General features: G+C 38.9%; 21 protein-coding genes. 10 read left to right on the top strand and 11 right to left on the bottom strand.

The annotated features are described in order from the left end of the window. Nucleotides 1-48: 48 nt before the first annotated feature. Nucleotides 49-774: a DNA repair protein RecO gene (gene recO / locus BLS35_RS03040; RefSeq protein WP_090777672.1), complete on the bottom strand. Its 726-nt coding sequence runs from the start codon at nt 772-774 to the stop codon at nt 49-51. Further along, the gene (locus BLS35_RS03035) at nt 764-1,123 is read right to left on the bottom strand and encodes a diacylglycerol kinase family protein (protein WP_090777670.1); all 360 of its coding nucleotides are present in this window, start codon (nt 1,121-1,123) and stop codon (nt 764-766) included. Before BLS35_RS03035 ends, recO begins: the two co-directional genes overlap by 11 nt. A gap of 44 nt (nt 1,124-1,167) precedes the next feature. Between BLS35_RS03035 and rlmF the strand changes: the two genes are divergently transcribed. Beyond that, nucleotides 1,168-2,163: a 23S rRNA (adenine(1618)-N(6))-methyltransferase RlmF gene (gene rlmF, locus BLS35_RS03030; protein ID WP_371328235.1), complete on the top strand. Its 996-nt coding sequence runs from the start codon at nt 1,168-1,170 to the stop codon at nt 2,161-2,163. On the opposite strand, the gene BLS35_RS03025 is transcribed toward rlmF, so the two are convergent. Further along, nucleotides 2,160-2,465 carry a hypothetical protein gene (locus BLS35_RS03025; protein WP_090777669.1) on the bottom strand — a complete coding sequence of 102 codons (306 nt, stop codon included), beginning with the start codon at nt 2,463-2,465 and terminating at the stop codon, nt 2,160-2,162. The genes rlmF and BLS35_RS03025 overlap by 4 nt on opposite strands. A 173-nt stretch (nt 2,466-2,638) precedes the next feature. Between BLS35_RS03025 and BLS35_RS03020 the strand changes: the two genes are divergently transcribed. Then, complete coding sequence (locus tag BLS35_RS03020) at nt 2,639-3,391, top strand: SDR family NAD(P)-dependent oxidoreductase (protein ID WP_090777667.1); 753 nt, start codon at nt 2,639-2,641, stop codon at nt 3,389-3,391. A 51-nt stretch (nt 3,392-3,442) separates the two neighbouring features. On the opposite strand, the gene BLS35_RS03015 is transcribed toward BLS35_RS03020, so the two are convergent. Both BLS35_RS03015 and BLS35_RS03010 read right to left on the bottom strand, forming a co-directional pair. Continuing rightward, entirely contained in the window at nt 3,443-4,729 is a 1,287-nt protein-coding gene (locus BLS35_RS03015; protein WP_165973289.1) for a DUF2130 domain-containing protein, read from the bottom strand. Nucleotides 4,730-4,774: 45 nt separating this feature from the next. After that, complete coding sequence (locus BLS35_RS03010) at nt 4,775-5,437, bottom strand: metal-dependent transcriptional regulator (RefSeq protein ID WP_090777665.1); 663 nt, start codon at nt 5,435-5,437, stop codon at nt 4,775-4,777. 124 nt (nt 5,438-5,561) lie between these two features. Here BLS35_RS03010 and BLS35_RS03005 point away from each other — a divergent pair, with 124 nt between their 5' ends. The 3 genes from BLS35_RS03005 to BLS35_RS02995 all read left to right on the top strand — a co-directional run bounded on the left by BLS35_RS03005 (nt 5,562) and on the right by BLS35_RS02995 (nt 9,016). Next, the gene (locus tag BLS35_RS03005) at nt 5,562-6,704 is read left to right on the top strand and encodes a putative sensor domain DACNV-containing protein (protein ID WP_090777663.1); all 1,143 of its coding nucleotides are present in this window, start codon (nt 5,562-5,564) and stop codon (nt 6,702-6,704) included. 405 nt (nt 6,705-7,109) lie between these two features. Then, complete coding sequence (locus tag BLS35_RS03000) at nt 7,110-7,478, top strand: PadR family transcriptional regulator (protein WP_090777661.1); 369 nt, start codon at nt 7,110-7,112, stop codon at nt 7,476-7,478. Further along, a complete protein-coding gene (locus BLS35_RS02995) occupies nt 7,475-9,016 on the top strand; it encodes a PspC domain-containing protein (RefSeq protein WP_090777659.1) in 1,542 nt (513 codons plus the stop codon). The genes BLS35_RS03000 and BLS35_RS02995 overlap by 4 nt, the downstream gene beginning before the upstream one ends. A gap of 62 nt (nt 9,017-9,078) precedes the next feature. Here BLS35_RS02995 and BLS35_RS02990 read toward each other — a convergent pair whose 3' ends face one another. Next, the gene (locus tag BLS35_RS02990) at nt 9,079-11,805 is read right to left on the bottom strand and encodes a carboxypeptidase-like regulatory domain-containing protein (protein WP_090777656.1); all 2,727 of its coding nucleotides are present in this window, start codon (nt 11,803-11,805) and stop codon (nt 9,079-9,081) included. A gap of 173 nt (nt 11,806-11,978) precedes the next feature. Further along, entirely contained in the window at nt 11,979-12,611 is a 633-nt protein-coding gene (locus tag BLS35_RS02985) for an NAD(P)H-dependent oxidoreductase (protein WP_090777654.1), read from the bottom strand. A 259-nt stretch (nt 12,612-12,870) separates the two neighbouring features. Between BLS35_RS02985 and BLS35_RS02980 the strand changes: the two genes are divergently transcribed. Both BLS35_RS02980 and BLS35_RS02975 read left to right on the top strand, forming a co-directional pair. Next, on the top strand, nt 12,871-14,079 hold the full coding sequence (locus tag BLS35_RS02980) for an OmpP1/FadL family transporter (protein ID WP_090777652.1): 1,209 nt from the start codon (nt 12,871-12,873) through the stop codon (nt 14,077-14,079). Between the two features lie 18 nt (nt 14,080-14,097). Then, nucleotides 14,098-15,387, top strand: a complete 1,290-nt coding sequence (locus tag BLS35_RS02975; protein ID WP_090777650.1) for an SGNH/GDSL hydrolase family protein — start codon at nt 14,098-14,100, stop codon at nt 15,385-15,387. Between the two features lie 78 nt (nt 15,388-15,465). On the opposite strand, the gene BLS35_RS02970 is transcribed toward BLS35_RS02975, so the two are convergent. After that, on the bottom strand, nt 15,466-15,729 hold the full coding sequence (locus tag BLS35_RS02970; protein WP_090777648.1) for a 4a-hydroxytetrahydrobiopterin dehydratase: 264 nt from the start codon (nt 15,727-15,729) through the stop codon (nt 15,466-15,468). A 72-nt stretch (nt 15,730-15,801) separates the two neighbouring features. Then, nucleotides 15,802-16,401, bottom strand: a complete 600-nt coding sequence (gene msrA / locus BLS35_RS02965) for a peptide-methionine (S)-S-oxide reductase MsrA (protein ID WP_254778625.1) — start codon at nt 16,399-16,401, stop codon at nt 15,802-15,804. Nucleotides 16,402-16,650: 249 nt separating this feature from the next. On the opposite strand from msrA, the gene BLS35_RS02960 reads away from it, so the two are divergent. Further along, nucleotides 16,651-17,613, top strand: a complete 963-nt coding sequence (locus BLS35_RS02960; RefSeq protein ID WP_090777644.1) for an isopenicillin N synthase family dioxygenase — start codon at nt 16,651-16,653, stop codon at nt 17,611-17,613. Between the two features lie 162 nt (nt 17,614-17,775). Here the strand turns inward: BLS35_RS02960 and BLS35_RS02955 are convergent, their stop codons facing one another. Next, nucleotides 17,776-18,912, bottom strand: coding sequence for a hypothetical protein (locus BLS35_RS02955; protein ID WP_090777641.1), 1,137 nt, complete (start codon nt 18,910-18,912; stop codon nt 17,776-17,778). Between the two features lie 124 nt (nt 18,913-19,036). Between BLS35_RS02955 and BLS35_RS02950 the strand changes: the two genes are divergently transcribed. Further along, nucleotides 19,037-19,723, top strand: coding sequence for a S24 family peptidase (locus BLS35_RS02950; protein ID WP_254778623.1), 687 nt, complete (start codon nt 19,037-19,039; stop codon nt 19,721-19,723). A gap of 47 nt (nt 19,724-19,770) precedes the next feature. Here the strand turns inward: BLS35_RS02950 and BLS35_RS02945 are convergent, their stop codons facing one another. After that, nucleotides 19,771-21,564: a serine hydrolase domain-containing protein gene (locus BLS35_RS02945; RefSeq protein WP_090777638.1), complete on the bottom strand. Its 1,794-nt coding sequence runs from the start codon at nt 21,562-21,564 to the stop codon at nt 19,771-19,773. Nucleotides 21,565-21,708: 144 nt separating this feature from the next. Between BLS35_RS02945 and mutL the strand changes: the two genes are divergently transcribed. Then, a complete protein-coding gene (gene mutL, locus BLS35_RS02940; RefSeq protein WP_090777636.1) occupies nt 21,709-23,580 on the top strand; it encodes a DNA mismatch repair endonuclease MutL in 1,872 nt (623 codons plus the stop codon). Nucleotides 23,581-23,583 lie beyond the last annotated feature (3 nt).

Below are 23,583 nucleotides of genomic sequence, written 5' to 3'. Positions count from 1 at the left end.
GCAAATATACACCCTTAAATGATTTTTGCAAAAAAAAGATGTTAAATTTTATGAAAGAACATCTTCTAATACCTGATGAGATCGAATGTCTCCAAAAGAAGCGGTATGTAAAGTATAGTAAACCAATATTTTATCCAAGATCAATCGACGGGTTTGATTCTCAATATTTATTTCATTTATTTTTTCAAAAGGCAAAGAAAATAAAGAAATGAAGAGCGATGCATCATGTTTATCGAGAAAATACGGATGTAAAGGAATAGCAGATTTGAATTCCCCCTCCTGTAAATCGAAGTAACTTTGATCACTTTTAGTCTGGGTACTTGGTGCAAAACCTAAGAAACGGGAAAGTTTTAGCAAAAAAGCAAGATGAAAGCTTACGTTTATTTCTTCAGTTTCATCAAACCAACAGATCGCACTAAATATAAAATCAAATAAATGTTCATCCGTGGTTTGTTGTCTGATACTTTTGTACAAGACTTCATTTAGAAAAAGGACAATGGTGCTTTTAATAATATCGTATGGAATGCTACGAAAAATAGGAGCGGGCCTAAGCTCCGAAATACGCTGTATACTTGTATTTGTTTTATGGTAAACCACCATATCCACCAGATGCAGTGGTTGCAACATATTCATCCTTATTTTGGCCTTCGGCTTTTTTACGCCGTTGATCATATAAGACTGAATACCGAATTTCTCGGTAAACATTTGTACGATGACACTGCTTTCACTGTATAACGTTGTTTTTAAAATAATGCCCCTGGTTTTATGAAGCATAGTCTAATATTTTGGGGATAAAGATGATCATTCCTATAATTGCAGCTGTAATTGCGGTTACAAGTACGGCCGCTGCGGCAACATCTTTAGTGATCTTAGCTTTGGGATGTATTTCAGGAGAAACCAGGTCTACCAGAACTTCTATCGCAGTGTTTAATAGTTCTGCCATCAACACCATTCCAATAGCAGCGACGATCCAAAGCCATTCGGCAAGGGACAATTTGAACCAGCAACCTGCAATACTTACCAGTATAGCAGTTAATAGGTGAGCTTTAAAGTTGAGTTGGCTTTTAAAAGCATAACCCAATCCGGAAAATGCATAACCAAAACCTCTTATAAATTTACCCATATTGTTTTAATTGCTTGCAAATACAAAACCTTACAAAGTAACTCATGCTTTCTTACATATCCAAGGTTTCCTTAAAACCTTTACCTTTGGTTAAGTTTTATCAACGAATGTCTACAGAAAAGAATATCCTTCATCCCCGAAATAAACACCGTTCCAGGTACGATTTTCCTGAGCTGATTAAAAGCTTGCCTGGCTTAAAATCATTTGTTGCAGTAAATGCTTATGGAGATCAATCCATTGATTTTTCTAATCCTGCTGCTGTAAAGATGTTAAATAAAGCATTGCTGAAACATTTTTATGGGATTGACAATTGGGATATACCGGAAAATTATTTGTGTCCGCCAATACCAGGTAGAGCTGATTATATCCATTATATAGCCGATTTGCTTGCGGAAAATAATGCTGGTGTTGTGCCGACAGGGAAAAAAGTGAACGGATTAGATATAGGTGTGGGGGCGAATTGTATTTACCCGATTATAGGGCGACAGGAGTACGGATGGAGTTTTACGGGTTCCGATATTGATCCTCTAGCCATTAAGGCCGCAAAAAGCATTGTAGCAGCAAATGAGCCCTTATCGGATGCGATTACCTTGAAACATCAGCCGCATAAAGCTTATATTTTTAGAGGAATTGTTAAGCCGGGAGAGTTATTTGATTTTACGATGTGTAATCCACCCTTCCATGCTTCAGCAGCTGAAGCTGCTGCAGGCTCAAATAAGAAAGTTCGCAATCTGGGTAAAGGAAAAGCAAGTCATGGGGTATTGAATTTTGGAGGACAACATACGGAGCTCTGGTGTGAAGGCGGAGAAGTATCTTTCATCAGAAATATGATCGATGAAAGCGCAGACATAGCCGATCAGTGCTTGTGGTTCTCAAGCTTGGTTTCAAAAAGCAGCAATTTATCCTTTATCTATAGAGCATTGCAAAGTGCGGGCGCAGCAGAAGTCAAGACTGTTGAAATGGCACAGGGCCAGAAGATTAGCCGCTTTGTGGCCTGGACTTATATGGATGCAGCCGAGAAAGAAAAATGGCATCGTTAAAAGACGCCTACACTAGCTTTTTTGTTTTTAAAGGTGCCGATCAACTCTTTGGTCACAAAATGTTTGAAATTGAGGGTATCACTCTCCTTGAAACGCTTTTTTACCATACAATATAGATGGAGGCACTTTATCCAGTTTAAGGCTGTTGCTTTATCTTTCCATATCTCTGGATAAACAAAAACGTCATTTCCTTCAATCCTTACTAAGTTCTTTTGCTCCAATTCATTTACATTGGCAATGATCTTTGCCGTTTGTGTAGCAAGGTTTGCATTGTTTTGTATTTTTTTTTTAGCGTAGATCATCTTTTTTGATTTTACAATGCAAAGTAACGCAGTGTAAAATTTATATCCAACATGCATATCCCTAGATCTGACATTTGACTTACAAACACTTTTACTCATCTATGCGTTGTAATTATGTTTTTAAAGAAGGTTAATCCTAAGATAGGTTTGACTACAATCATAAAATATATCATATGAAGAGTTTAGAGAATAAAGTTGCTATTGTTACCGGAGCAGGTTCTGGCATTGGTAAAGCTGTCGCCTTTTCGTTTGCTGCTGAGGGTGCAAAAGTTGTTGTTTCTGATATTAATGAGGAACATGGAAATGCTGTTGTAGCGGAGATCGTAAAAAATGGCGGGGATGCTTTTTTTATAAAAGCAGATACTTCAAAAGCAGTTGATAATGATAATTTGGTAAAGCAAACTGTAGCTCATTATGGGGCTTTACATATTAGTGTAAACAATGCGGGAATAGGAGGCGAGGCGGCACCTACAGGCGAATATCCTATTGAAAGCTGGGAAAAAGTAATCGGGATTAATCTAAGTGGGGTGTTTTATGGTTTACGCTATCAGATCCCTGCTCTTTTGAAAAGTGGAGGCGGTAGCATTATCAATATGGCTTCTATTTTAGGACAGGTTGGTACAAAGTTTTCTCCTGCTTATGTGGCTGCAAAGCATGGTGTAGTAGGTTTAACTAAATCAGCTGCACTGGAATATGCCGATCAGAAAATTCGTATCAATTCTGTTGGTCCGGGTTATATAAAAACGCCTTTGTTAGAGGAGCACCTGAGCGCAGAACAAATGGAAGGATTGGTGAAATTGCATCCAATTGGTCGCTTAGGTGAGGCACAAGAAATAGCAGAGCTTGTTTTGTGGCTGGCCTCTGATAAGGCTTCTTTTGTGACAGGAACCTATTATGCCGCTGATGGCGGGTATCTTGCCCAGTAATAAAAAGATTATTTAGCTAAAAAGCCGGAAAAATTGTTCCGGCTTTTTTATTTATTCCAGTAATAACGGTTCATCATCGTCATCTGTAAGGCTGAGCTGGATACTGTCAGTACCGGCAATACCTTCAATAGATCCCCGGATATGTGTTGCATTGAGCATCACTTTTTCCAGTTGTTTTTCTCTGGCCTTCCACAATTTCTCCATCGCATCGCGCTCGCGTTGTATAGATAATTTCATGCTCATAAAACCTTCCCTAATGGCTTTCCATTGTTCAGAAAACTCAGTGCTGGTTAGGTAATCGTATAGCATGTGCATCTTATCTCCACGGTTTTCCTGAGATTTTGTGGCACTAAATAGTTTAACGATGCCATCCCTAAGTATATAGGAAACGGCTTTTACCTCTTCAAATGAACAAATCCATACCCCGTCTTTTTCTCCAAAACAGTCCATTCCTTTTGGATAAGCCTGGGTTACAATTACAGCCACATCAACACCCATACTACGCATGTCTTTTTTTAACTTCTCTATCCATTCCATAGAGAAATCCTTCGTGCGCTTACTCTCATATATGATTTTACCACAATCCTGGCCAAATTGGTTTCTAATATGGTGCACACAATCTGCTCCACGTACTCCTTTTCCAACTTCGGTAACCAAATCAAATGGGAAAGCATTTCGTAACAGCTCTTCCAGAATCAGTTCCTGAACCTCTCCCTGAAGCTGCATAGAACCCTGTTCAGCTTTACGCTTCATTTCTTCTGCCAGTTTCTTTTGGTCGTCCAGTTGTTTTTCTAGTTCCTTTACCCTTAGCTGATGTTCCGTGTCTTTTAAGTTCGTTTTTTCAGCTTCCTGTTTACGAATTTGCTCGGTCATCTCAGCTCGCTGCTCCTGTAGCTTACGTTGAATTTCAAGTTCAAGCTCTGCTTCCTTGTCTTTCATGGCCTGTTCTTTTTTCATAAAGTCCAGTTCCTTAGATCGTGCCAGTTTCAGTTTCTCTTCATTTTCCTTGTTGGCATTGTCAAGCATTTGCAGCTTATTCTCAAAATCAGAAGAGATGCTTTTACGTAAGTTCTCTTCCAACACACCTTGTAACAGTTTTTTCTCTTCTTCAAGTTTTAGTTCAAAAGCCTTAGCTTGCTCTTTCTGTTGAAGTTCAAAAGTTTGTTCCTGCTGCTTTTGCTGTTGTGCAAATTCAGTAAGCTTTTTATTGTATTCCTCATCCTTTTGTTTGGTAAAAGAAACCATCTTTTCACGAAGGTCTTTTTTATACTCCTCAGCCATCACTTCTTCAATTGGAAAAGTGTGTGCGCAGTTGGGGCATTTTATTTCTGTAGACATAGATTGTGTATTGTTGGTTTTTAATGGGTTTGGACAAATTTACGACTATCTCTTTACAAAAAGGCTATCAGCAAACTTCATAGAAACGCTCCTGATTGGGGCATTTTCTATTTGAATGTTTAGCGATCCATCAAAATCTATTACTTCTGTGACTTTGATATTGGTGCCGATGGTAATCTTAAGTTTTTCAAGATATTGAAGAAACAAAGTAGAGGTATCTTTTACAGCAACAACTTTACATCCTTCGCCAATCGTTACTGCCGATAGTAAGGTTTTATCAATGGAAGGGATGTCGCCATTGGCCTTCGGAATTGGGTCACCATGCGGATCAAATTCAGGGAAGTCAAGATATTCTTCCAACTTGTTGACCAGTTTTTCTGACTGAATATGTTCAAGTTGTTCTGCTACCTCATGTACCTCATCCCAGCTGAAATCTAGTTTTTTATATAAAAAGGTTTCCCATAGTCTATGTTTTCTCAATATGGCAGTAGCCTTTTTTCTACCTAGGTCGGAAAGTAGAATTTTGCCATACTTCTCATAAATCACTAGCTCCTTCTCTTTCAGCTTTTTAAGCATGTCTGTAGCGGTAGCCGGCTTTACACCTAAATAAGCTGCCATTTCATTTGTGCCCACTTCTGGCTTCTCTTCATTCTGGAAGCTGAGCATCAATAGTGCTTTTAAATAGTTTTCTTCTGTATAAGATAGCATCTTGCAAACTTAGATAAATAGTTTTTAATATGTTTCGGTAGTCAGAAAATAGCGGAGGGGCCCGGGCATTAGATTGACAATTAAATGATGTGGTTCTTTGCTCTAAATCAATTAACTTTATGGCATGATTTACCGTACAACGTATCAGGCAGCAAGAATTATAGCACCAAAAGTGGAAGCGATTTTTGCGCAGCACCTCGCTGCGGCCACTGAGAGCGGTGAAGAAGACCTTGCACCATTGCCCACGGCAAATGTTGTTGAGGCAATTATTGATGCGACCTTTTGGGCTAGTTTGCGTAAAGAAGAAGGACATTCTCCAAAAATATCTCTTGCCTTTTTGCCACCAGAACAAGCAGGTAATCCTTTGCTATTTAAACAGCGACTGCCATTAAACCCTGGTACCTTAACTAAAATTGCTCCAGGAGTGGAGCGAGCAGGTATTCACCTTGGGATTTGGATAGAGGAGGGAGAATTGTATGTATGGGGAACTACGGTAAGTATTCCTAATTTTTGTTTTGTACTCGATGTTTCCGAGCCGGCATTGCTAGTGATTAAACACCGCAGAATTTATGGCTTCGGAAAGTTTACCAACATAGCAGTACTTAAGGGTGATCAGGTAAAGATGGTAGATGGTAATCATACTAATGTACCAGACTGTCCGCCAATGCTCATGTCGCTTCTTGATCTTACCGCACCATCGTATTGGAATGATTCTGTGAATGTATTGATCCAATTGGCGGTTTCTATGCGGGCACACGGTCGTGGGGGAACCTTGTTGGTTGTACCCAATGAGACAAGGAATTGGCTTCAGTCTATTATAAAGCCCATCCAATATGGGATCCAACCTTCTTTTACCGGTTTATCTAAATTGTTGCAACAGGACAGAAAAGAAGCCAGTCAGATTTTTTGGCAAACTGCATTAAAACGTGAAGTAGAACATCTTGCCGGGCTTACAGCTGTGGATGGGGCAACTGTGATCAGCAATGAGTACGAATTGTTAGCCTTTGGTGCCAAAATAGGTCGGGCAAAAGGCAAAGAAAACATTGATGAACTGTCTTTCTCAGAGCCCATTTATGGAGGATCGGCGGTGGTGATGCACCCTGCAAAAGTAGGCGGAACCAGGCATCTTTCTGCCGCCCAGTTTGTCCATGATCAAAGAGACGCTACTGCCTTGGTGGCCTCGCAGGATGGGCATTTTACCATCTATACCTGGTCCACAATACAAAATCGGGTTCAGGCACATCGGATAGACACCTTACTACTTTAAATTATAAGCTTTAAGAGAAAATAATGGCGCCAATTATGACGCTTAGAATCAGTATGATCATTACAATTCGATCTACATTAATCCATTCTTTTCTGGTTAAATGGTGTGCTGCTTTTTCTTCCTTTTGCCTGGCAAAGATTTGAAGAACGGAATTCAATTTGATCAACATAGATAGATGTAATTTGATTGATGTGCTTAGAGATTGGCAAACTCTGCGCCACAAAATCTCAAAAATGTCGAAATGTTCATAATTTCCATTTTTTCTTATTTTCTGTAAAGATTCTCCTTAAAATTGTAAATTCTATGTAAATTATTGTACTGATAATCAGACTCATAAAACTTTATTTGCTCTTTTTATAGTACTATGTATTGCATATTACTGTATAAAACATATAACTTTGTATTATGATAGCAGAAAATACGCAAACGCAAATGCGAAAGGGCATACTTGAATACTGTGTGCTGCTTATTATATCAAGGGGCGAGATTTATGCTTCGGATATTATCGCGGAATTAAAACAGGCAAAACTCCTCGTAGTTGAGGGAACGCTCTACCCATTACTTACCCGCTTAAAGAACAACGGTTTGTTGAGCTATAATTGGCAAGAGTCTACTTCGGGGCCACCACGTAAATACTACATGCTCACTGAAGATGGAAAAGCCATTTTAAAACAGCTTGATACGACTTGGCAAGAGCTGGCTTATGCCATTAATACTTCTAAAAAAGTAGCGGATCAGGAATCAAAAGGACCAATTAATCAAACCGAATCATGAAGAAGACACACAACATAAATATCGGCAACTCGATCATTCACATTGAAGAGGATGCCTACGAAATACTCACCGTTTATTTAAATGAGGTGAAACAGCATTTTTCAAAAAACGCAGATGACTTTGAAATTGTAACAGATATTGAGAACCGTATCGCAGAAATGTTCGCAGAAAAGCTCTCTGCTCAACAGAAGCAAGTGATTAATGTAGACGATGTTCAGTCTGTTATTCAACAGATGGGATCTGTAAAGGACTTCGAAACATCAGAAGAATCGCCAGAAGAGCAAATCTCAGGTCCTGAGTATAATCCAATTAAAAAATTATATAGGGATACCGATCAGGCGATGGTTGCAGGTGTTTGTGCTGGTTTAGGACATTACCTGGACATCGAAGCCAAATGGGTAAGATTATTCACGTTCCTTACCATGTTTATATTTGGGTCAGGACTGCTGGTTTACATCATCTTCTGGATTATGGTGCCTAAGGCAAAAACGAGAATAGAGAAAATGGAAATGCGTGGAGAGGAAACTAACTTGAAGGGATTTGCGAATAGTTCTCTGCATCCATTTGCTGAACAATCACGTGGTTTTATTGCTGGTTTTATTCAGGCGATGGGTGAGTTTTTGCAAGGTACCGGTAAGGTGATCTTTAAAATTATTGTTGGGTCGATAGTGGTTTTCGCATCGTTCTTTTTGTTGGGGACAATTGTTGCACTCGCTGCTTTCTTAGGTTTTTGGAATTCGGACGTGCACAACTATTTTCCTATCAGCATGGTGAATGAGGAATACTTGTTTGCAATGACAGTTGCCGTTTTTATTGTGCTGATTATTCCATTATTGGCACTGATCCTGTTTTCAATACGTGTAGGTTTTAATGGCCGGCCTATTAATAAAGTACTATCCTATGGGTTGTTGTTAATTTGGTTGGGTGCTGTGGTAACGGGAATCTATTATGTAGCAAAGGTTTCAACTGAATTTAAAGAAGGTGCAGAATTTGCGCAGACAACCCCATTAAAGGTTCATCCTGTTTATTCATTAAATATAAATATGGAGCGGTTTTTTACGAAGGAAGATAGTTTAAATTACCGAATAGATCCTGCGCGTTATAAAGGCAGAAAGATATTGAATAGCAGAGATGATGATTTTAACAGCCCAAGAAGTATCAGTTTTAAAATTGAAAAAAGCACCGACGGTAAGGTCTCTTTAAGTACTAATTTTAAATCGAGAGGCAAAACTTTTGAAGTAGCTTTAAAAAATGCTCAAAATATTCACTATGATTTTTTACAGGAGGGGGCAACTTTAAGCTTTAGTCCGGTTTTACATATACCAAAGATGAGCAACTGGCGGGGACAAGAGGTAGAACTTACTTTAAGCATTCCGGTTGGAACAGAGGTTCAGATTAGTAATGAATTTTACAGATACCTTAAAGGTGGGTATAATTATTGGGATTGTGAGCGGGAGAAGGGGGCGGAATATACCTCCTGGATCATGACAGATACAGGTGTTAAATGTAAGTTTGAGAAAGAGAAAAAAGAAGATTAAACAAATAAGGGGACTAGTAAATAGCCCCCTTATTTATTTAAATGCTACTTAAGTAGCTATGCTTATTTGACTGTATAACGGTAAACAAAGCGGCCGACGTTCCCGTTTTTATCGACACCTTCAATAACCGCTTTATAAGTACCCTTGCCATCTGCATTGTAGTATTCTAATGATAGGCCTCCATCAGCAGTTGTCATCACTTTAGGGTTCCAGTAGATCGTACTGCGTAAATCGTTAAAATTATAAGTTGCAGCAGCATTCACGTATTTAGGTGAGTAAAATTCACGTTGCTTACTGTAGCCCTTAGGTCTGATTTTAAGTACACTTGGATCAGGAATTAACTTTTTAAACTCCTCCATACTCATTTTTGTGCCTTTTGGAGCTTTCTTGGTATTGATCACCAATACACCATTCGTATTGTACATTCTGTTTACCGTACCCAATTCATCTTTAGTAAACACCTCTACGTTTTCTACCTCAGACGATTGGACGCTGGCAAGTCCAAAATAATCGATTGGCATGCCATTTAAGAAGATTTGTACCGGTACGCGACTGCCTTGTTGGTAATCTCTGTTTACATAAAAGTTGTTCTCGTAAAAAATAAGTCCTGTAGCCATAGTCTGCAGACACATGGTTAGCATGTTGCAATCTTTAAAACGATCGCCTTCTATTAAGGTTCCTGAAATAGAGCTTAAACCCGAAAGCGCTGGATAATCAGCATGGCTCGGTCTTTTCGCTTTTGCCCCTTCAATTTTTACTTCCTTAAGCTGACGTAAATAGCTGTATTGTCTTTTACTGTTGTTCAGGTATGCCGATAAAGTACTGTCGATATTGGTTACCTCTTGCGCAGGATAGGGGTTTTTGCCAATCTGTGGCGCAGGTTGACCATCCAATAAAACCATTAGATTATTTCCATTGGGATTGTATTTCGCACTAATCACCACTTCTGATGAATCAGGGAAATTAAGGTTTTGAAAAGCAAAAATTCCAGATGGGCTAGTGATGGTTTCAACACCAATTCTAGTACCTGGTACAGTTAATCGTAAATTACCTTTTCTTACTGGCATACCCGTACGATCTCTTAAAGTACCGGTTAGCGCCATACTCTGCTCTGGTAAAAAGGTAATTGGTGGGAATTTACCAGCAAGAATCTCTTTATATGCATATCGGCGAAAGCCTTGCGTAAGCATCAATACATCTAAATCAGCTAATTTTTTGGCGTTTGTTTTATTAAAATAATAATTGGGCTTTTCGATATATCCTTTTAATTCAGACGTAAGCAGTAATGAGCTTAAAATAGTGATTTCCGAATTTTCATCAACAGGTACTTTTTGCTCATCTGTTACCGCAATAGAGAAATTCCCGTCTGCAAATTGAGCTCCGTTCTTCGCTGTTACCGCTAGTTTAACTTTTTGACGAGGTTTATAAGTCGCAAGGTCAGTTTTTAAGGATAGTTTTATTCCGTGTGGTTGGTAGTTGAAGGCAAGTCTTTCACTTACAGGCTCGCCTGTTTCAGAGAATAGGGTAATTTGAACTATGCCCGCAGGAAACTTGTCTTTAGGGATTTTGGCTGCAGTTACCTGGCTGTTTAATTTTGTTTTGGCAGCATAATAAACCACTGTGCCATTGGTGGCTACGATGAATAGGTTTTTGTTCTTATTGGCTTCAAAATAAGCATCATTGGCCACTATCTTTAAGTTAAATAGCAGTGAATCTGTATTGTTAACCTGCGCTACTATTCCTGATTCAAGTGTTTTTGGTAAATCGAAACTTTTAGTTGTGCCATCACTAAAGGTGACATTGGCTTTATAAGTTTTTCCAGCTTCAGCATTGATATAAAAAGAACCCATACCCAAATGAGTAGAACTGAAGTCGCTGAGTTTAGTACCACTGTTGTCAACTACCGAACCTTTTAATTCAATACCTGAACCATTTCCATTTATCGCTTTAAAGCCAATTCGGGAAGCAATTCCAGCGATGAGTTCTCCACCCTCAGGGAAAAACTGGAGATCGTAAGCTGCAGCTGTGGTTGGTTTAAGTTTAAAAGTAGAAGTAACCACCCCCTTCTCCGTAATGTTAATATCGGTAATCAGTTCGCCAATTTTAATTTTGTCGCTTTTTCGGGGATCTATCTTTATCCTTAAGAAACCACTTTGATCTGTGGTGCCCTTGCCCTTGGCTACCACATCGTAATTTGATAGAACCCTCCAGTTTACTATTTTATTGGCCTGAATTTGATTGTCTCGGTTTTTAAACTGTATAACGGCATCGATAACCTGGGTTTTGTCCGTTTCTGTGGTCTTATAACTGAGTAGGGTATTGATCTGTTTCTCAATAGCCTCTCCAATAGGAATCGTTTTACTAAAGAAATAGTCATCGCTAAAGTTTAACATCCACATAGTATAGGCTTTAACGTAGTAATTACCTTGTTGATAAGTGCCGGGACTAAGTGGAATATATCCCGCTGCTACGCCTCCAACTACAGGAAGCTTTATAGTTTGTATCAGCGAATCTTTGTTGTTGATGACATCTACATATACTATTTTACTTAACAGTGAGGGAAGATTTTGTTCCATTGTTAAATAGGCTTTAAACCACATCGTGTCTGCAACGCTATAATATGGTTTATCGAAATGGAGATACACCTTTTCTACGGGGCGCTCGTCGTTTACCTTTTTAGTCTTTTTTAAAATGTTGTCTAAAACGACACTGTCCTGCTGCGCAAGAGCTGAAAGCTGCAGAGCAGTCGAAAGTATTATAAGGGCAATTGCAAATTTTATAAATCTCATCAAAAATGGTTGTATACAATTAATATTGCTAATATATTCATTTCATAAATGAATAGGTTAACAAGCTTGCATCTTTAACACTTTTTGACAGTTGAAAGGGGGTAAGAAAATTAGAATAAAAAAAACCGTTCCATAAACGGATTATGAAACGGTTTCTTATAAACTGTGTTTTTTTACTTAATTTCAGTTACAAAGTTCTCCAAAGGAGTCCTAACTTTTTTCAAGTTTACCAACCAATCCCCAGCTTCGTCTCTGTAGCCAAGAGGCAGAATAGTCGTACTGCGTAAACCTTGAGCTTTTAAACCTAATAACTCATCTAATTTTGCAGATTCAAAACCTTCCATGGGAGTAGCATCTACTTTTAGGAGTGCAGCTTCTGCCAGGGCTACACCGAAACCGATGTAAGCTTGTTTTGCAGCATGATGAAAATTCTCTTCAGCCGTTCTGTTTGTGTATATTCCAATTAAGTTGTTTACATAATCGGCTGTTGCAGACTCTGGTACGCCTCTTTCGTTGTTGGTGTAAGAGAACACAGATCTGATGCGTTCTTCAGTGTAATTATCCCAAGCGGCAAAGATCAAAACATGTGATGCATCGGTAATTTGCTGTTGGCCATAAGCTACGGCTTTAATTTTTTCTTTTAATTCAGGATTGGTTACCACAATGATTTTAAATGGCTGTAAACCAGATGATGTCGGTGCAAGACGGGCTGCAGCCAAAATCTGGTCAACTTTATCTTGAGAAACTTTCTCACCATTCATTTTTTTTGTGGCATAACGCCAGTTTAATGCTTCTATTAAGCTCATATTCTAATAGTTAAATCTTTTTTTAATCAAATCACTGCTTCTTTTGTTGAAAAAATAACAGTGTTAGCAAATGTACGTATGTTATTGTTTCCCTGAATAGAGGTGATGCTGTTTTGACTTTTAAATGAAAAATGTTTTTTATTATGCATGCATAGTTATATATTAGTAAAACTTATACTTATCAATGCTTGTTATATCTAAAAGGGCAAAACTTTTGAGAACGAAACAACTAATCAATCATCTACCTAAATTAAGATCAATGAAAAAGATTTTACTAAGTTTTTTACTGGCTATTCCTGTATTGGGATTCTCACAATCATTCCAGGTTAATCTCCAGGGACAAAAACAAACAGCAATGGGGGGCGCTGGTGCTGGGCTCGCCTTAGATGAAGCCGCGGTATTTTTTAATCCGGGCGCAGTCTCCTTTCTTAAAAACAATGGAGTACAAGCGGGCGTAAATGGCATCTGGCTTAAAACGGCCTTTAATCAAACGGGCTCTTCGATTACCGAACACAATAAAAGTAAGGTGCCTACTCCTGCGGCGGCCTATGCCGTTTTTGGTTCACCAGAAAATCGCTTGAGATTCGGGATTGGAGTTTATACTCCATTTGGTGGGGCAATGCACTGGAATGAAGACTGGTCGGGAAAGTTTACGGTAACCTCTCTTGATTTACAGGCAATTTATATCCAACCAACATTGAGTTTAAAGATTACAGATCAAATTGGTATTGGTGCCGGTTTGGTGTATGCTTTAGGTAAGGTAGATCTTCAAAGGGCAGTTCCATATAGCAATAATACTGGGCAACAGGCTACCGTGCAGCTCAAAGGTAATTCAAAAGATTTTGGTTGGAATGCCGGTATCTTTATTAAAACGATTTCCGGAGTGTCAGTAGGTATTACGCACCGATCTCAGGTATTAGCAACAGTAAAGAACGGAGATGCGATCTTTGCTAACGTCCCTTCTTCTGTACAGCCATTGTTGCCAGCTTCATTTAATGCAACTTTGCCTTTACCTGCTACCAGTACTGTTGGTTTTGGTTTTTATCCATCGGAAAAGACGACCATTGCACTTGATGTGAATTGGGTATGGTGGCATACTTATAAAGACCTGGCCTTTTATTATAACAATGGTACTTCTACAGTATCGCCACGTAATTATCATGATGCAGCAACTTTTAGAGTAGGTATTCAGAATCAAGCCTCTTCTTTCTTAACACTTAGAGCAGGCGCTGGTTATGCTTTATCTCCTGTTGGTACGGGTTATGTTACGCCCGAAGTTCCTGATGCAAATCGTATTCTGCTAAGTGCAGGTATTGGTTTAAAACCATCAGAAAGGTTTGGCATTGATTTCTCATTCTTATACGAGAACGTAAAATCAAGAACCGAAACGAATATCGAATCAGGGCTTAGTGGCACATTTAAAACTGTGGCCTATATCCCAGGTGTAGCATTATCTTATAAATTCTAATTTTCAAATCGCAACATCATGAACTCTACATATTTTTATAAAAGTGCATTGGCAATAGCCATTCTTGGATTGGCGGCCTGTAAACCGACGATAGATGTCCCAGCTCCAACTAAGGGGACGGCAGATTTTACACGCTACATTGCTTTAGGAAACTCACTTACTGCTGGCTTTGCAGATGGAGGTTTATCTCTGGAAGGACAACAAAATTCTTTCCCCGGGATGATCGCAGAGCAGATGAAATCCGTTGGTGGCGGCAGCTTTAGTACACCTTTCTTTCCTACTGATAAAGCCAACGGAACGGGGTATCTTAAACTAACGGCATTGACTAATGGAGTGCCTACCATTGTCCCGGAAACATCTAATTTGGCCATTCGTGGACAAGTGAATGGAGTAACGTTGTATACTAAGTATACTGGGGAAATTAATAACTTTGGTGTCCCAAATATTAAATTGATTCACGCCAGACTGCCTAAGTATGCAGATTTTAACGGTCTTTACGAGCGATTACTCCCAGGAGAATTTTTGACCAATCCAACAACTTATCTGGAGTTTGCAACATCTAAACCCTGGACGTTTTTTAGCAACTGGTTGGGTAATAACGATATCTTAGCTTATGCCACTGCCGGAGGAGCGGGTGCGCCACCAACAGACAAGGGGGTGTTTGCTACAGAGTACAATGCGGTAATTGATAAACTGACTTCAACAGGAGCTAAAGGTGTAGTAGGGACTATTCCTGGAGTAACTTCAACAGCATTCTTCAATACCGTTACTTTAAAAACATTACTTGCGGCAATTAATGCTACTCCTGCAGGAGCCAACGTAAAGGATATTTACATTCAACCTGGTGTAGGTGCGCCTAGAGCTGCTACCGCAGGTGATCTGTTTACATTGACATTAAGTTCTGCTGGTGTAATGGGTATACCAAATAATTTGGGTATACCTTACGGTTTAGATCCTCGCAATCCTGTGGCGACTCAGTATGTGCTGGACAAAGCCGAAGTCCTTACAGTTAATGATTACATCAACTCCTATAACAACACCATTAAGAGCATAGCCAACGCAAAAGGTTTAGCCATTATGGATGGTTACACATTGTTAAATGAATATGCTGCGGGGAAACCCGTAAACGGCATTCCAGTTAGTGGAGCATTTATTCAAGGTAATCTTTTCTCATTGGATGGGATCCACTTAACTCCGCTGGGCTATGCAATAACCGCTAATGCTTTTATTTCGGCGATCAACGCAAAGTATGGTTCAAACATACCAGTAGTAGACATTACCCGATATAGAGGTGTTAAACTTCCTTAATTGATATTGCTTAAATAAGAATTGATATAGGATAAAAAAGCCCATAACTGATAAAGTTATGGGCTTTTTTATGTGTTTTTAATTGCCTACACCCAGCAGTTTATCTATTTCCGTTGCAAGGCTTCGATCTTTCTCTGTCACTACGTTTCCTGCGTCATGAGTAGATAACCAGATTTCCACCTTATTCCATTCATTGGTCCATTTAGGATGATGATTGTGTTTTTCTGCTAAAAAGGCCACACGGATCATAAAGCTAAAAGCTTCTTCAAAATCTTTAAAAATTACAACTTTATAAAGCTTTTTATCCTTCTCTTCCCATTGTTTTTGCAAGATTTTTTCCATAACCGTATACTAGACAGATTGCCTGATTGCAATCCGATAAGGAAAACAATGTCGCAGTCTATAAGTTTTACTTTAGTGTTTCAATTTGGCTTTAAACAACTTCTCCAATTTTTCCATCTTTGGTAAAATCACCAGTCGACAATAAGGTTCGCTCCCGTTTTTGTTGAAATAGTCTTGATGATAATTTTCCGCTACATAAAATGGAGTAGCTTTAGTGATTTCTGTAACTATAGGCTTACTAAAAGCTTTGGCATCATTTAACTCCTTTTTATAGTTTTCAGCAATTTTCCGTTGCTCATCATTGTGATAAAATATGACAGAACGATATTGAGTGCCTATGTCGGCTCCCTGGCGGTTTAATGTGGTTGGGTCATGGCTTTTCCAGAAAACTTGAAGTAGCTCATCATATTTGATTTTTGATGGATCATAAGTGACCTCTATGACTTCAGCATGGCCAGTGCTTCCTGTGCAAACTTCTTCATAAGATGGATTGGCTATATGGCCACCTTCATATCCTGATCTGACACTCGCTACACCATTAAGTCTTTGGAATAAAGCTTCCGAACACCAGAAACAACCCATTCCAAAAGTCGCCTTTTGTAAATTTTTGGACTGGGCATTCGCGGTTATTGAGGATAAGAGCACTAAGATCATAATTGATAGATTCTTCATGGTTATTAGAATAAAGGGGAGATTCATCTCTTACATAAAGTTACGGAACGCTTAGGCTTTTAGTTTTTTTATAAACCTAACGTAGCGCTATCTTTACAATCAACTGATAATTGATGAAATTCGAGTCTGTAGTGTTGGTAACTTAAGTTTTTTATTTGTAGCTCTTTATGGCTGATGGCTTTGTAGATTTAATGTTTATTAACAATTGTTTCTTAAATTCGTGGTTATTAGCTATATAAATTAAAGATTATGTCTACACCTTATATTCCCTGTTTAGATCTGGGTTCATACATTGACGGAAATGAATCGCAGCGTAAAAAATTCTCTGATGAATTAGGCAGAGCATTCAATGATTCTGGTTTTGTAACCATTACCAATCACGGTGTGAGTCAGGAATTGATAGATAAGCTGTATCAAAATATACAAGCTGCATTTAGTCTTTCGCCGGAGCAAAAAAAGAAATACGAAAAGGTTGAACTTGCGGGTCAACGTGGATATACTAGTCCGGGCAAAGAAACCGCAAAGGGAGCGAAAACTGCCGATTTAAAAGAATTTTGGCAAATTGGTCAGGAGGTAATGGACAATGATCCAATAAAAGAGCAGTACCCTAATAATGAGTACCTGGAAGAAATTCCTGAATTTAATGCTGTAACCAGGGAGATTTATCAACGTCTGGAAGCTAATGGTAAACATTTACTTCGTGCCATCGCTACTTATTTGAATTTGCCAATTGACTATTTTGATAAAGAGGTTCACAATGGAAACTCTATATTAAGGGGTATTCACTATTTTCCGATAGAACATCCGGAAGCTTTACCTGATGATGCAGTACGTGCGGGTGCCCATGAAGACATCAACTTAATTACTTTATTGATCGGTGCTAGCGCTGATGGTCTGGAAGTGTTAACCAGAAGCAACGAATGGTTGCCAATTAAGGCGCATCATACCGATATTGTGGTGAATGTAGGGGATATGTTGCAACGTTTAACCAATAATAAGTTACGTTCAACTACGCATAGGGTGGTAAATCCACCCTTGGAATTAATGAAAACTTCAAGGTTTTCTGTGCCTTTCTTTTTGCACCCAAGAAGCAATATGGACTTAACAAGTTTGGCTTCTTGTATTGATGCAGAGCATCCCAAAGCATATACAGATATGACGGCTGGTGAATATCTTGATGAACGATTAAGAGAAATTGGTCTAAAGAAATAATCTTAAAAAATCCGTGTTCCCAAAAAGGACACGGATTTTTTCTTGCCAGCAAGAGATGGGATTTCATAGGTTGTTGTAGGGCCGCCGATCCATAGGGCTATGGCGATATGGCATGCCGCCTTGCTTCATGTGGGTAAGTTTTTTTATCAAGTAGCTTAGGTTTTAACAGGTTAGTAGATGAGTAGCTTCGACAAATTTTAATAGATACTCCAGGTCTTCTGATGTTTTAACCTTGTCTTTGGGGATTACTATCTGACTCAAACTGATGTCTGTCCATTCATCCAGTTGTTGCTTCCACTCGTGCATTTTTTTGTGTTCAAAAAAGCTTTTTATAGCCAATAATGGCTGGTTAAGCTCTTGCTTATTTAGGGCAAAGAATTGCCTTTTCCTACTGCGACTTAGCACTCTTTTTTCTGTGATGGTATCAATTTCGCCAGTCTGCGTCATCAGCCAGATACAATCAATAACTTGTTTTATGCAATTCGAGAAAAAGAGAATATTGCCAGGATTGTCAGTTTTTGCCCAAAAATCTTTATCGTAAAAACTCTGCTCCCAAATTTTTAGACTTTCGTAGGTCTGCTCAAACCTGAGATCGTGGAGGTATAAATTTCTAATAGAATTAGCTGGGTTTACAATCTCTTCTTTACTTAAGGATGTGGTATGATCTGTGTTGTTGGCAAATTTAACGGCCTTGCAGGGATTGGATTTTTGGCAGGAGCTATTGTTATAAATATTAGATCCTTGTTCTATTAAGCGCTCAATTTTTAGAAAATCATCAACCACATTGTATTCCGATAAAGCGAAATAAGCAAACTTATTACAATTCATATAGGATGCATTTAAAGCCAGTTGCAGGTAGCTGTAAATGTTATTCTTAATAGCAGATAACGATCTGGATTTGTAGAAGGATCTTAATGTGTTTTTCGGCGTGTGTTGATCTTTCCTCTGCCTGCAGGTGAATATGATGTTGAAGTTATTCATCAAACCAGGAGTTGTTTTTGTAGCGCTATGACTGCTTATAATTGAATTACCAAGCTTGGGATGATAAGTGTAAATTAACCATAGCGCATCAACTAGTTTAATCAAATCGATATAAATTCGATTGAAATGAGCTGCCCCCTTTTTTCTCCATTGCTGATCTCTGTAAATACTCGAGAAGAGATCCCATAGGTTTTCTTTAAAGGTTTTTAAGCTTCTTCTGGTGTATATCGCTTCAAGTACGGATAGCGGGTTTTTGATTTCCTGTTTTGTTAGCGAGCTAACACGATTTCCATAACAACAAAATGTGGAGTAGTTCATAATATATGGTTTTAGTTAGTGTTTTACTGATAGTAAGTTTTGTATCTTGCAGCAACAGACAAAACAAACTTCTAATCTTTTGACTGAATAAAAAAGTCAAAAGACTATTAATGATGATATTATTTTGAAAAAACCTGATCCTCAATCAATTAAAATTGGCCTGCGCTTAAAAGAATTCCGTTCCCTTCAAGGGCAGGGACCAAATGAATTCTATGGTCCGATTAACCCGAATGTCAGTAATTACGTAGCCATTGAAAATGGCCATAGGTCAATAGGCTCAAGATTAATAAAGGAGGTTACGGATAATTATCCTATTAATCCAGAATGGTTGCGCACAGGGAAAGGGGAAATGCAGCTTGCGGCTCCGGTTACTGAAATGGGGCTTATGGAGTCAGATGAGAAAGGTGTGCCTTTTTTCAATGTAAACCTTTCCGAAATCTCTTTTGGTGAATATGGTGTACTAGGCGAGGCCCCCGAATACTACGTCAACTTCAGGCCCTTCAATGACTGTGATGCCTATTTGCCAATATATGGAGATAGTATGTATCCGAAATATGCAAGTGGTGAAATTATTGCGATCCGTGAGATTACAAATTTCGATGTTCTTCAATGGGGTGAGGCCTATTTGGTAGTCACCGATGAACGTTCTAATCATATGACTACTGTAAAGCTGGTCTTTGAGCATTCCGATGCAACTAAGATTATTCTCAGGTCTTCAAATCCTAATTTTAAGGGGGATACCGTGATTCATAGAGATTCTATTCAAAAGATGTTTCTGATTAAAGGTAAAGTTACCCGCAACCAATTGTAGATAAGAATTCCCTTCTAAAAGCAATCAGCTTGTAGAAGGGAATTTTATTATTTCTGATCAATGGCCCTATTGATCACATCTTGTATGCGTCCTCTGATTTTTAACGTACTCAGTTTATCAGTTACTGAAGGATATACCCGGTTAGACAAGAAGATGTAAACTAGTCCTCTTGCCGGATCTACCCAAACACAGGTTCCGGTATAGCCCGTATGCCCATAAGTTTGAGGAGATGCGGTTTCCGATGGATATTTTTTTGTCAAATCAGGATCCCATCTGTCAAAGCCTAAACCTCTTCTGCTTACATTAGACTGTTTAGCGGTAAACATATCTACAATTTGTGGTGTAAAGTACTGTTCGCCCCCATAAGTGCCTTTATTTAATAACATTTGATAAATAATGGCTACGTCGTTAGCACTGGCAAATAAGCCAGCATGACCAGATACCCCGCCTGCAAGTGCGGCACCCTGATCGTGTACATAACCTTGCAATAATGTTTTTCTGAAATAAGTATCCTGTTCCGTAGGGACAATCTGGTCTCTTGAGAACCTATTTCTAGGTAAAAAACCAGCAGTTTGCATGCCGAGCGGTTTGTAGAAGTTGTCTTGTACGTATTGATCCAAAGGAATTCCGGTAATGCGCTCCGCAATTTCCTTCATTACATACATGCTGATGTCACTGTATACATATGTACCTCGTGTTTTTATCGGTGAGTTTAGCATTTTTGGCCACATCACATCTTTAAAGTAATTCTTTCTGACATAATAGTTATCAGCTACTTTGGTAGGGTATGCAGCACTCGAATCACGACTATAGTCACTTGGTTGTATAGCATTGTGGAAAGGGATGTAAGGGATAAAACCCGCTTGATGAAGCATCACCTCGCGAATCTTGATGTTGTTCATTGGTGACGTTCTGGCCCTGGGGATGTAAGCACCAATATTGGTGTCGAGATTTAATTTTTTTTGCTCAACCAATCGCATTATTGTTGGTGTAGTGGCGGTAGTTTTGGTTAGAGAAGCTAAATCAAAAATATCGGTCAGTTTGTCGGGGTTTTCATTGCTATAGGTATGGTTTCCATAAGCCTTATTAAAGATTACCTTTCCGTCTTTAGCAACCAATACCACTATGCCTGGGGTAGCATGAGCTTCGATTGCTTCCTTAGCGATGTCATCAATTTCTTTTAGGTTATTGGTATGCACCCCAGCATCCTCTGGGACGGTATATTTTAATCGGATACTATTGGTGCTGAAGCCCGTGCCTACTGAATATTTTGGCGATAATGTGGTGGCTAATTTTTTGTTTAAGCCAATGCCTCCAAAGATCGCCTGAGGAATCACTGTGGCGGAAATTGGTGTGTTTTGATCGGTCCAGATGATAGGACTATTGAAAGAATTGAAAAGCTGGATGGATCCCGCATCTCCAAAAAGGGTTACAATAACCTGTTTGCTTTTTGCAATACTTGAAATAAAATTGATATTTCTTGCATTTGTTGCCTCATTGGAGGGGATGGAGATAATAACTGTGTTGAAATATTTGAGGTCGTCTTCCAGGTTATCCAGCGTTGCGTCACCTAAGTATTGGGCCGAAGAGAAGCTAGTTATTTTAGCGTATTTATTCATTAAACTGTCAAATATAGTTTGGTAGTTAAATCCCAATGAAACGCTTGCAATAGTTCTTTTGTCTAACTTTAATAGGGGGACGGTTGCCTCTTGATTATTTAAAAGGACGGTATTGTTTTTAATGGCATTCGATATTTGAAGCTGTTGCTCGTTTTGTTTGCTGTCTTGTGCGCAAGCATTGAATGAGCACAAAATAAGCAGGCCGATGATCAATTTATTCATAAGGTTAAAGATAACAAAAGGATATAAAGGACGGTAAATAAGTGTATGGTAATTTTTTAACCATACAACGACAAAATATTCTGGAATGAAACAAAGGATGAGGCTTATTTTGCCTAAATTAGCAGCTTTACCGAAGATATATAGATGTCAGATATTATACAGCTTTTACCCGATAGTGTAGCCAATCAAATTGCCGCAGGCGAGGTGGTACAACGGCCAGCATCGGCAGTAAAAGAACTATTGGAGAACGCGATAGATGCGGGGGCGAATAAAATACAATTGATTGTTAAAGATGCTGGGAAGGCATTGATACAAGTGATAGATAATGGGTCTGGGATGAGTGTAACCGATGCAAGGATGTGCTTCGAGCGTCATGCTACTTCTAAAGTGCGCAAGGCGGAAGATTTGTTTGCTATCCGAACCATGGGTTTTAGAGGAGAGGCGATGGCTTCAATAGCAGCTATTGCGCAGGTGGAGATGAAAACCCGCAAACATGATGAAGAGCTGGGAACGCTTATTGAGATAGAAGGTTCTGTTTTTATAAAGCAGGAACCAGTTGCTACTTCAGAAGGTACCAGTATCAGCATCAAAAATCTATTTTACAATACACCTGCAAGACGTAATTTCCTAAAAAGTAACCCAGCCGAAATGCGTCATATCCTTGATGAGTTTCAACGGGTATCACTTGCAAATCCAGCCATAGCTTTTACACTTCATCATGATGGAGTAGAGATTTACCGCTTACCATCATCTGTTTTAAAACAGCGTATTGTTCACTTGTTTGGTAACAATTACAATGAGCGATTGATCCCTGTAGAAGAGGAAACCAGTATCATTAACTTAAAGGGATACATTGGAAAACCGCAATTTGCCAAGAAAACAAGGGGTGAACAGTTCTTTTTTGTCAATAATCGTTTTATAAAGGACGCTTATTTGAATCATGCATTGAGCAGGGCGTATGAGGAGTTGCTGGCAGATGACCATTTTCCGATGTATGTGCTGTTTATAGATATTGATCCTGCTAATATTGATGTGAATGTGCATCCTACTAAAACGGAGATCAAATATGTAGATGAGAAATCTATTTACGCTATATTACATTCAGCAGTAAAAAGGTCATTAGGTAGATTCAACATTAGTCCAACTATAGATTTTGATCAGGAAACCGGTTTTAGTGGGATGATCACTCATAAATCTCCTGAAGAAATTGTACCTCCAAGCATTAGTTTTAATCCAGATTTTAATCCTTTTTCGGGCGATAAACCAGCAACGACAAGAGAATCTGCATACGCCAGCTTCCCAAAAAGTTATGGAGGAGCTGCTGGCAGTATGTCGCCAAGTACTAAAAACTGGGGCTCACTTTATGAGATTGCTAATCATGCTCCGGAAGAGCAAGCGGCATTAGATTTACCTACAGAGGAGACTGAACATCAATTTAGTCCTGTGCAAAAGCAATTGATGCAATTGCATAATCGGTATATCATTTCCCCAATTAAATCCGGTCTGATGGTGATTGACCAGCAAGCGGCACACGAAAGGATTTTATATGAACGTTTTACCGTACATCTGGAGGATAGGAAGGGCGCTTCACAACAGAGTTTATTTCCACAAACAGTAACTTTAAGTCCAAATGATTACGAACTGGCAAAAAGCTTATTGGAGGATATCAAAAGTTTGGGCTTTGAGGTCAGAGAGTTTGGTAAGAACACCTTAGTGATCGAAGGTATTCCTGTTGATCTTGGAGGAGGGAATATTAACGAAACACAGCTTTTTGAGCATTTGATAGAAGGGTTTAAAAACTCACAGCAGGAGCTGAAATTGGATAAAAGGGACGCCCTGGCCAGAAGCATGGCAAGAAACAGTGCAATAAAGAATGGTACAGTTTTGGGACAAGAAGAGATGAATACGTTGATTGAGCAGCTTTTTGCTTGTAAAAGCCCTAACTTTAGTATTAGTGGAAAACCCGTTATTCAGACTATAGGTTTGGCGGAATTAGATAAGAAATTTGATAAATAGATA

It is taken from the genome of Pedobacter sp. ok626 (assembly GCF_900100435.1).
Classification (GTDB): Bacteria; Bacteroidota; Bacteroidia; order Sphingobacteriales; family Sphingobacteriaceae; genus Pedobacter.
The sequence above is the reverse complement of the archived record's forward strand: the minus strand, read 5'-3'. Positions and strand labels throughout refer to the sequence as shown.

What these genes read in the sequence shown, in the direction of transcription:
- BLS35_RS02980 (WP_090777652.1), top strand. Translation starts at nt 12,871, where the DNA reads ATGAAAAAGATTTTACTAAGTTTTTTACTGGCTATTCCTGTATTGGGA.
- BLS35_RS02970 (WP_090777648.1), bottom strand. Translation starts at nt 15,729, where the DNA reads ATGGAAAAAATCTTGCAAAAACAATGGGAAGAGAAGGATAAAAAGCTT.
- BLS35_RS03005 (WP_090777663.1), top strand. Translation starts at nt 5,562, where the DNA reads ATGATTTACCGTACAACGTATCAGGCAGCAAGAATTATAGCACCAAAA.
- mutL (WP_090777636.1), top strand. Translation starts at nt 21,709, where the DNA reads ATGTCAGATATTATACAGCTTTTACCCGATAGTGTAGCCAATCAAATT.
- BLS35_RS02990 (WP_090777656.1), bottom strand. Translation starts at nt 11,805, where the DNA reads ATGAGATTTATAAAATTTGCAATTGCCCTTATAATACTTTCGACTGCT.
- BLS35_RS03020 (WP_090777667.1), top strand. Translation starts at nt 2,639, where the DNA reads ATGAAGAGTTTAGAGAATAAAGTTGCTATTGTTACCGGAGCAGGTTCT.
- BLS35_RS02955 (WP_090777641.1), bottom strand. Translation starts at nt 18,912, where the DNA reads ATGAACTACTCCACATTTTGTTGTTATGGAAATCGTGTTAGCTCGCTA.
- BLS35_RS02960 (WP_090777644.1), top strand. Translation starts at nt 16,651, where the DNA reads ATGTCTACACCTTATATTCCCTGTTTAGATCTGGGTTCATACATTGAC.
- BLS35_RS02945 (WP_090777638.1), bottom strand. Translation starts at nt 21,564, where the DNA reads ATGAATAAATTGATCATCGGCCTGCTTATTTTGTGCTCATTCAATGCT.
- BLS35_RS03010 (WP_090777665.1), bottom strand. Translation starts at nt 5,437, where the DNA reads ATGCTATCTTATACAGAAGAAAACTATTTAAAAGCACTATTGATGCTC.
- BLS35_RS02975 (WP_090777650.1), top strand. Translation starts at nt 14,098, where the DNA reads ATGAACTCTACATATTTTTATAAAAGTGCATTGGCAATAGCCATTCTT.
- BLS35_RS02995 (WP_090777659.1), top strand. Translation starts at nt 7,475, where the DNA reads ATGAAGAAGACACACAACATAAATATCGGCAACTCGATCATTCACATT.
- BLS35_RS03015 (WP_165973289.1), bottom strand. Translation starts at nt 4,729, where the DNA reads ATGTCTACAGAAATAAAATGCCCCAACTGCGCACACACTTTTCCAATT.
- BLS35_RS03025 (WP_090777669.1), bottom strand. Translation starts at nt 2,465, where the DNA reads ATGATCTACGCTAAAAAAAAAATACAAAACAATGCAAACCTTGCTACA.
- BLS35_RS03000 (WP_090777661.1), top strand. Translation starts at nt 7,110, where the DNA reads ATGATAGCAGAAAATACGCAAACGCAAATGCGAAAGGGCATACTTGAA.
- recO (WP_090777672.1), bottom strand. Translation starts at nt 774, where the DNA reads ATGCTTCATAAAACCAGGGGCATTATTTTAAAAACAACGTTATACAGT.
- rlmF (WP_371328235.1), top strand. Translation starts at nt 1,168, where the DNA reads ATGCTTTCTTACATATCCAAGGTTTCCTTAAAACCTTTACCTTTGGTT.
- msrA (WP_254778625.1), bottom strand. Translation starts at nt 16,401, where the DNA reads ATGAAGAATCTATCAATTATGATCTTAGTGCTCTTATCCTCAATAACC.
- BLS35_RS02985 (WP_090777654.1), bottom strand. Translation starts at nt 12,611, where the DNA reads ATGAGCTTAATAGAAGCATTAAACTGGCGTTATGCCACAAAAAAAATG.
- BLS35_RS03035 (WP_090777670.1), bottom strand. Translation starts at nt 1,123, where the DNA reads ATGGGTAAATTTATAAGAGGTTTTGGTTATGCATTTTCCGGATTGGGT.